At 68.0% G+C, this 8,483-nt stretch carries 9 protein-coding genes; 4 read left to right on the plus strand and 5 right to left on the minus strand.

Annotation, left to right across the window (positions count from 1 at the left end; all coding sequences use genetic code 11):
- Positions 1 to 851: DUF2252 domain-containing protein (locus tag VF794_RS02565; protein WP_331107351.1), on the plus strand; the 851-nt coding region annotated here is incomplete at its 5' end.
- Position 852: 1 nt separating this feature from the next.
- The gene (locus tag VF794_RS02570) at positions 853 to 1,560 is read left to right on the plus strand and encodes a DUF5131 family protein (protein WP_331107353.1); all 708 of its coding nucleotides are present in this window, start codon (positions 853 to 855) and stop codon (positions 1,558 to 1,560) included.
- Between the two features lie 7 nt (positions 1,561 to 1,567).
- On the opposite strand, the gene VF794_RS02575 is transcribed toward VF794_RS02570, so the two are convergent.
- Entirely contained in the window at positions 1,568 to 2,065 is a 498-nt protein-coding gene (locus VF794_RS02575) for a GNAT family N-acetyltransferase (protein WP_331107355.1), read from the minus strand.
- A gap of 210 nt (positions 2,066 to 2,275) precedes the next feature.
- On the opposite strand from VF794_RS02575, the gene argC reads away from it, so the two are divergent.
- Entirely contained in the window at positions 2,276 to 3,340 is a 1,065-nt protein-coding gene (gene argC, locus VF794_RS02580) for an N-acetyl-gamma-glutamyl-phosphate reductase (RefSeq protein WP_331107357.1), read from the plus strand.
- Positions 3,337 to 4,185: an acetylglutamate kinase gene (argB, locus tag VF794_RS02585; RefSeq protein ID WP_331107359.1), complete on the plus strand. Its 849-nt coding sequence runs from the start codon at positions 3,337 to 3,339 to the stop codon at positions 4,183 to 4,185. The genes argC and argB overlap by 4 nt, the downstream gene beginning before the upstream one ends.
- 75 nt (positions 4,186 to 4,260) lie before the next feature.
- On the opposite strand, the gene VF794_RS02590 is transcribed toward argB, so the two are convergent.
- From VF794_RS02590 to VF794_RS02605, 4 genes are all read right to left on the minus strand, one after another.
- Positions 4,261 to 5,067, minus strand: a complete 807-nt coding sequence (locus tag VF794_RS02590; protein WP_331107361.1) for a hypothetical protein — start codon at positions 5,065 to 5,067, stop codon at positions 4,261 to 4,263.
- Between the two features lie 7 nt (positions 5,068 to 5,074).
- The gene (locus tag VF794_RS02595; protein ID WP_331107363.1) at positions 5,075 to 5,989 is read right to left on the minus strand and encodes a hypothetical protein; all 915 of its coding nucleotides are present in this window, start codon (positions 5,987 to 5,989) and stop codon (positions 5,075 to 5,077) included.
- 245 nt (positions 5,990 to 6,234) lie between these two features.
- Complete coding sequence (locus VF794_RS02600; RefSeq protein WP_331107365.1) at positions 6,235 to 8,094, minus strand: serine/threonine-protein kinase; 1,860 nt, start codon at positions 8,092 to 8,094, stop codon at positions 6,235 to 6,237.
- Positions 8,091 to 8,483 (minus strand): hypothetical protein (locus VF794_RS02605; protein ID WP_331107367.1); only part of this gene is annotated, 393 nt, incomplete at its 5' end. The genes VF794_RS02600 and VF794_RS02605, both read right to left, overlap by 4 nt.

The following is an 8,483-nucleotide window of genomic DNA, read 5'->3' on the forward strand; positions in this document are numbered from 1 at the left end:
GCTGGTCCTTCCTGGACGTGTGGTACGCGCGCGTGGACGCCGAGGCCCTGCTGAAGGAGATGGCCGAGGAGGAGCGCCAGAGCGCGGAGAAGACGCTCGCCCAGGCGGTTCGGCGGACCCAGCTGGCCGCGCTGCCCAAGCTCACCGAGCTGCGCGAGGGCCGCCGCTGCATCATCCATGATCCGCCCCTCCTCATGCGCACCCCGAGGGACCACGCGGAGGAGCTGGCCGAGGTGCTCCAGGCGATGGGCGGGGGCGGGGGTTACCTGGCCTCGCTCCAGGAGGATCGGGCCACGCTGGTGCGGCGCTACCAGACGGTGGACGTGGCGTGGAAGGTGGTGGGCGTGGGCAGTGTGGGGCTGCGCTGCTACATCGCGCTGCTGCTGGGGGCGCACGCGGAGGATCCCCTCTTCCTGCAGTTGAAGGAGGCGGGGCCGTCGGTGCTGGAGCCCTTCGCGGGCAAGAGCACCTGCGCCAATGCCGGGCAGCGGGTGGTGGAGGGGCAGCGGCTGATGCAGGCGGCCAGCGACATCTTCCTCGGCTGGTGTCAGGTGGGCGGGCGCCACTTCTACGTGCGCCAGCTGCGAGACATGAAGGGCACCACCGACGTGGAGCGCCTGTCGCCCCGGGGGCTGCGCCAGTACGCGGCGGTGTGCGGCTGGGCGCTGGCCCGGGCCCATGCGCGAGGAGGGGATGCGGCCATGCTGCGCGGCTACCTCGGCCAGAGCGAGGTGTTCGACCGGGCCATGTGCGACTTCGCCCGCGCCTACGCCGACCAGACGGAGAAGGACTTCGCCCTCTTCCAGAAGGCGGTGCGCGGCGGCCGGCTCCAGGCCCACGAGGACTCGTGACATGGGCGCTTCGAGCGACGACCTCATCCAGTACAGCTTCAACCCCTGGTGGGGCTGTACCCGCGTGAGTCCCGGCTGCGACCACTGTTACGCCGAAGCGTTGGATGCGCGAACCGGCGGAGCGCACTGGGGCAAGGGGGTGCCGCGCCGGACCTTCGGAGATCGCTATTGGGCCGGACCGCTGAAGTGGAACGAGGCGGCGCGGAAGGCCGGGCAGCGGGCACGGGTGCTGTGCGCCAGCATGGCCGATGTCTTCGACGCCGAGGCGCCCTCGGGACAGCTCGAGCGGCTATGGCACCTCATTCCCCAGACGCCCCACCTCGACTGGCTGCTGCTCACCAAGCGCCCGGCCCGTATCGCTCGGAGCCTCCCGGAGGACTGGGGCAGCGGCTATCCCAACGTGTGGCTGGGGGCGACGGTGGAGAACCAGGAGCTGGCCTCCCAGCGCATCCCCGTCCTCGTCTCGGTGCCGGCGCGGCTGCGCTTCCTCTGCTGTGAGCCGCTCCTGGGTCCGGTGGACTTCCGCCCCTGGGCCCACGGCATCGGTTGGGTCCTTGCCGGTGGCGAGACGGGCCCTCATGCCCGGCCCCTGGACCCGGGCTGGGTGCGCGGCCTCTGGGAGCAATGCCAGGAAGCCGGCGTGCCTTTCTACTTCAAGCAGCGGGGCCGCTCCCGCGCCGGGTGGGACGAGCTGCCGGCCGCGTGCTGAAGCGCTCCTACCTGTTCAGGTCGAGCGCGTACCAGCGGTCGCAGCCGAAGTGGCCCGTGGCGCCCATGGGCTTGGGGAGCGGCTGGAAGCCCAGGCGCTGGTACAGCTTCTGCGCCTGCGCCATCCCCGCCAGCGTCTCCAGGTAGCACAGGCGGTAGCCCGCTCCCTTCGCGAACGTCAGGCACTGGCGCAGCAGGCGCTCGCCCACGCCCCGTCCGCGCGCCTCGGGCAGGAAGTACATCTTGCGCAGCTCGCAGACGCCCGGCTCGCCCGCGTCCAGCGGCGCGATGCCCCCTCCGCCCACCACCCGGCCCGTCTCGTCCTCCACCACCCAGTAGGCGCGGCCCTCGCGCGCGTAGGCCGCGCTCATTCCATTCACCTCCGGATCGTGGATGGCGAACCCCGGTCCGCTCGCTCCGAATTCAGGCATCACCGTGCGGATGACCGCCGCCACCGCCGCGTCATCTCGCGGCTCGATGGGGCGTAGCTTCAGTTCCGTGCTCATGGTGGGCGCACCGTTCCACAGGCTCCGCCCCGAGGCCAGTGCTCCGCGAGGGCTCGGGCGGCCCATACCCGGAGTGCGGGTGTCCGCCGTGCGTGTACGGGGGGAAACAGGGCTTCATGGCCCGCCGCGTCAGGGGCTCGGCGAGGTGGATTTCCCGGTCGGGGCGCCCCTATACACCGGCCCGGGAAGTCCCTCACGGAGACAGCGCACATGGCCAACAAGGTCAAGGCAGTCCTCATCGGCGGTACCGGCTACGGCGGGGCGGAGATCCTTCGCCGGCTCCTCTTCAACCCGAACGTGGAAGTGACCCGCGTCACCGCGGTGGACAACATCGGCAAGAAGGTGGGCGACGTCCACTTCAACCTCGCCGGGCTCACGGATCTCACCTTCCAGGAGCTGCCTCCCGCCCAGGCGGTGGCCGGCGCGGACGTGGTCTTCCTGGCCATGCCCCACAAGACCACCGCCAAGGTGGTGTTGGACATCCTCGATACGGGCGTGCGCATCGTGGACCTGTCCGGCGACTTCCGCCTGCGCGACGCGGCCTCCTACGCGAAGTACTACGGCGTGGAGCACCCGGCGCCGCGGATGCTCACCGACGGCGCCTTCACCTACGGCATGCCCGAGCTCAACCGCGAGGCCATCCGCAAGGCGCGCTACATCGCCAGCCCCGGCTGCTTCGCCACCACCATCGCGCTCGGCGTGATGCCGCTGGCCAAGGCGGGCCTGCTCTCCGGCCCCATCCACACCGTGGCCGCCACCGGCTCCTCGGGCAGCGGCGCCAATCCGCAGATCACCACGCACCACCCGCTGCGCGCGGCCAACCTGCGCACCTACAAGCCGCTCGAGCACCAGCACATCCCCGAAATCCTCCAGACGCTGCGCATCGCCGGAGGCAAGGAGGACATGTCGCTGGAGTTCGTGCCCGTGTCCGCGCCGCTGCCGCGCGGCATCTTCTCCACCTCGTTCGCCGAGGTGCCCGCCTCCGTCACCCAGGAGCAGCTCACCGCGGCGTGGAAGACGGCCTTCGGCAACGAGCCCTTCATCCGGATCGTCAGTGGCGGTCGCCAGCCGGAGATCGTGGGCGTGTCCGGGAGCAACTACGTGGAGGTGGGCTTCACGCTCGGCCCCGTGACGGGCAACACCCGGCGCGTGGTGTGCTTCTCCGCGCTGGACAACCTGGTGAAGGGCGGCGCGGGCCAGGCCATCCAGAGCTTCAACGTCATGATGGGCTGGGACGAGCGCCTCACGCTCGCCGAGCCGGGGCTGTGGCCGTGAGCGGGCTGAACGACTTCCGCGGGCGCTGGTTCGTCGTGAAGATTGGCGGCGAGCTGGCGATGGACCGGCCCAAGCTGGCCGCGAGCGTGGGCGCCGCCGTGCGCGCCTTCCTCGGCGCGGGCATCCGCGTGGCCGTCATTCATGGCGGCGGGCCCCAGGCCACCGACCTCCAGAAGAAGCTCGGCCTCCAGCCGAAGATGGTGGCGGGCCGGCGCTATACGGACGAGGCCACCCTCGAGGTGATGAAGATGACGCTCGCGGGCCAGGTGTCGGTGGACGTGGCCTCGGCCTTCCGCCTGGCGGGAGTGCCCGCCCTGTGCACCACGGGCATGTCCGCCGGGCTCATCGAGGCCAGGCGCCGGCCTCCCAAGGTGATGAGCGGCGCGGGCCCGGATCCGGTGGACCTCGGTCTGGTGGGCGATGTCACGGGCGTGAACACCGAGGCCTTCCAGCGCATCTCGGACGCGGGCTTCGTCCCCGTGCTCGGCTCGCTGTCGGGGGACGCCCAGGGCAACGTCTTCAACATCAACGCGGACACGGTGGCCACCCGCGTGGCCGCGAAGCTCGGGGCGGCCAAGCTGTTCCTCGTGTCCAACGTGCCCGGCGTGCTGGCCAACAAGGACGACCCCACCACGCGTCTGCCCACGCTCACCCCCGCCGAGGCCCGCGCGAAGATCGCCTCGGGGGTCATCCAGGGCGGGATGATTCCCAAGGTGGAGGAGAGCCTGGAGATGCTGGAGGAGGGCATCGAGGCCATCCACATCGTGGGTATCTCCCCCGACGATGCCGTCCTGCGCGAGGCAGAGAAGGCCGGCAGTCAGGGCACCGCGTTCCTGCGCGGGTAGAGTGGCTGGGGTGCGCCCGCGTCCCGTCGTGCGGGAGACCGCACGGGGACGCGGATGTGTGGGTCGCCCTTGCGCCTATTGCAGGTCGAGTTGCCTGTCCCATTGATACAATCTCTGGAGCACCCAACCCGGGCGTACTGCGGAGATACGCTCGAAGGCGGCGGCATCCAATGAGGCGAGATGGTCGCGCCAGGCGGTGGGATCGGTCACCACTTCCGGGTGATTGAGCTTCTGTCTATCCGCGAATGGGAGGATATGGGGCAATTGGCGGAGAATGGCCTCGACACAATCCGCTCGCGTCGCTCGGGCCATGCTTTCCGAGGCCATCGCGAGACGTGAACGGACGGAGTCCTCTCCCTTGGGGCACCAGGCGTCCATGGCCCAACCGCAGGCAGTGGTCAGGAGTTCATCCAGGTTCAGGAACGTATTCAGCTTCTGATGGAGATAGCGCCCGTGTTGGAGCGAATCCCAGAAACGCACCACGGCCTCGAGGCGCAGAGCCGTGCGCGCCGCGCTATCTGGAGCCCTTCCTGAAAGCGCGAAGTACAGCGCGCCCCAGGCCGTTTCACGAAAAGAAGTCTCGTACATGTTGTCGAGGTGCCGGTGGTTCTTCTCGTCCACTTCGCACAAGCTCATGATCAACTCCGAGACCATGTACAGCCGCCAGGCCGGCTCCTCGTCTTGGAAATCGACGACATTGTGCGTGAGGACCACCTCACCGGGAGCAACCGTCCGCAATTCCCGGGGCTGGGGGAAGGCGCCGCTGAGCTGATATTGCTTTGCACAATGGCGCCCCTCCGTCTTCGCCTTGCGTTTGATCGTGCCGTAGGCGCCATGAAGGAAGGACGGAAGTTGGAGCGTGTTGGCCTGATTGGTTTCCATGGTGTGCTCACATGCCTGACGCTTTGGGAAGTGGTACCGGGGCCACGGTGGGCGGGGACTTCGAGGGGAAGGGGAGAACCTTTCCTCCCGGCAGAGATGTGCCGCGCTCATTGGACCTCGTGGTGGAGACGACGATCATCGCCACCTTGCCTACCGTGTCGATAGCGACGCCGATGGCTCCACTGATCGTGGAGAGACGCTCTCGCCTTTCAACCATCCCCTCGACGGCTTGGGCCACCCATCCACCGTACTGTTTCAGTTCCTGCTCGGAAATCTCCACCCATTGCCCTGCCTGATACGCAGCCGCGCTCGAATCGAGGCGCTCCTGGCTTCGGGTCCAACGGTACTGGGTGACTCCAGGTGCGTTGGTGCACCACTCCAAGCGCCAGATGAACTGCCCTTGTGTGAATTGGATCAGGATCTCACCCTCGAACCCCTTTCCAGTTGCAAGTTTGTCGGCGGGCATCAAGGTTCGGTTCAGTGCGAGCAGGTAGGTTTGAACTTCCTGGATGCCGTCCTGGAGCCCTTTTTCACCATGAGGCTTGATTTCAAAAACAGTCAGCATGGTCATGTCAGTGATGTCCGGGCGCATCTTGCGTTCGTTCTCGGGCAGGAGTGACCAGTCTCCGATACCTCGTTCTTGAAGGATGCTTTGGATAGTGTCCTTGTTGTAGAAAACCACGTTCGTCGGGTATCGCGTGCCGTAGATATATGCGATGAGCCGGTGCGAGGCGTTGCCGAGGAAGAGTTCCCAAGGCAACTGGGAGTCCGGTTTCCGGCCGGGCACCTTGTAACCCTGGATGGTCTGGGTGGTGAAGTTCCCACAGACTGAAGGGCGGCTGCCCGAGGCCATGCTGTCGCGCGGAGGCCGGGAGACAGGGGGCTCCGCATGGGCGAGTTCCGCCAGGGCCGTGATGACCACAAGCCCTATCAGATGGGATAGGGCCCTGCTCCCACGCCAACCCAGCGTGGGTGCGCACTTGAAACGCTCGTGGGCGTGCGGAGGAGTGCTGATGTGGCTGACGAGCGGTTGCATGGCGGGAGAGCAGGGAGGGTTCAGAGCACTTTGCCTCGATGTTGTGAAGGGAAGGGGACTTCCCCCTTGCCTGAGAGGCGGTGGGGCAGTCTCCCGGGCTCCTCGCTCCCGGGAATCAGAACGCCTGTGGCTCAGCGTCGAGGCTGGAATGTACCCTCGGGGCCCTGGATATAGGTGTACACGATGGGCCAGCGGAGGACGGTGGCGTCGGGGCTCCGGTCCACCCGGGCCGGGTCGATGTTGAGGCCGTTGGTCGGCGGCAGGGCCGCGTGCGTCGTCACGCCGAAGCGATCCGTGTCGTCATTCAGGGCCACACCGCACAAGGGCACCGGAGGGGTCTCGGGCGTCGGGTACACCCGGTCGAAGGAGATGTAGACCCGATCCGGGAAGACCTTCGCCTCACCCGTCACCTTCAAGCCCGTTTCATCGTTCAGGATAAGGATGCCCTCCATGGGCCCGCTCTTGACGTTGATCGCGTTGGAGCAGGGCTGCTTCGAGCCCGCGCAGGTGGTGGTCTGCAATCGGACCTCCATGATGGGCTGGAGACCCAGGTGTCTGGCCGTGGCGCGGGCCTCGGGCGGGCACTGCTCAAGAAGGCGGCCCATGTCGGGACGTACGGGCGCGCTCGCACAGGCGGCGAGGTGAGCTGCGGTGGCGCAAGCGCACAGCAGCGCGCACAGGCCGCCGGTGGACCCGGACGGCGTGGGCTGGAGAGAGGCGTTGTCGTGAGGGCTGGAGGCAAACATGGGGTGGAGTCCTTTCTCGGGGGTGGCCGCGCCGGAGCACGCCACCTCCACGGCGGACGCGCACCCGGCGCGGACAGCTTTCCACCCTACTCCGAGCAGCATCCACCCGAGGGCGAGCACCAGGAGCGCCACCGCTCCATTCCTCCGCCACCTCGATGATGGTCGCGCGCCCTCTGGCTGCACGGCTGGGGACGAGGCCTCCACCTTTGTCTCCGTGCGAGGCGTGGGCGCCTCTGTCCGCTGGGCCGGTTCTCCTACCGAGTCCGGGGCCGTTATCGGCCGCTTCACCGTCGAGCCGGCGGCCTCCGAGGGCTCCGGGAAGGCATACGGCACAGTCCAGGGCTCCGTCTTCCCCTCCGCCTCCAACATCCGCATCAACTCCTCGTGGACGGCCCGGGCGCTCGGCGGGCGCTGCTCCGGCTTCTTCGCCAGCAGCCGCAGCGTCAGGTCGTTCAGTCCCGGCGGCACGCGCGGGTCGATGCGGAGGGGTGGTGCCGGGGGTAGCAGCTCGATGGCGAGCGCGAGCTCTTCCTTGGGCAGCTTGGGGTTGAAGGCGTGGCAATCCGTGAGGACTTCGTAGAGCAGGGCCCCAAAGGCATAGAGGTCCATGGCGGGAGTGGGGGGGAGGTGCGCCCCGGTCTCCCACGCGCCGCCGAGCAGGAAGGCCGCGCACTCGGGAGGCATGTTGTGGAACGTGCTCGGAGGCAGTACCTCCGTCAGCGTGTAGGCCCCTGGCAGGTGCACCGAGCCGAAGTCGGTGAGAAAGGGCCTCTCGTCCCCATCCCTCACAAGGATGTTATCGGCCTTGAGATCGCGGTGCACCACGCCCCGCTCGTGCGAATCCGCCAGGACCCGCGCCACTTCGGCCAACTTGCCCACGAGGCGGTGTAGCGGGGCCTGGATCTTCCACCGCCACTGATTGAAGGTGCAGCCGGGGATGTAGTCGGTGACGACGAAGAAGAAGCCCGATTCCAGGTCCGGCCAGCGCCCCAACTCGCGCACCTCCGGTAGGTTGGGATGGCGGAAGTGCCCCAGCGCAACCGCCTCCCGGAAGGCCCGCTCGTCCGTGCGCGTCTCGTCCTCCTTGCTCGGCGGTCGCGCCGCCAACTTCATGGTGTATTCACGGCCCTCGTGCTCCACGAGCAACACGGTGGAGAAGCCTCCGGAGCCCAGGTGGCGGACCACCCGGTAGTGCCGCACGGTGTCCCCTGGCTGGAGCAGGTCAGGATGCAAGGGGCTCGTCATGGGGACACTCCCAGTCCATCGAGGCGCAGGGTCCGGGGACCGTCCTCCTCCAGAATCAAGGAGAGGCAGCCGACCCCTTCCGGACGTGAGGCGGTGAGGGTGTGGAACTGGTCTCGGCCCGAGACGCGCGAGGTGATGCGCAGAGGTCGGCTCTCGGCTCCCGCGGGAGGAGCCTGACGACACCTCACCTCCAGCCGGGCCCGGTTGAGCCGCCAGGGTGTTGCGTTGGGCCAGTCGGCGTGGATGAGCACCGTTACGAAGAGAAGCCCGTCGATCTGGACGACGGAGCCGGTCGAGGCCCGGATTTCATCGACGTACGAGGTGGCCTGCTCGCGACCTGGAAGGTCGAGAGCCAGCCTGGGACGCGTTCCTCCTGGCCCGTGGCTCGC

The organism is Archangium sp., assembly GCF_036389735.1.
Lineage (GTDB): Bacteria > Myxococcota > Myxococcia > Myxococcales > Myxococcaceae > Archangium.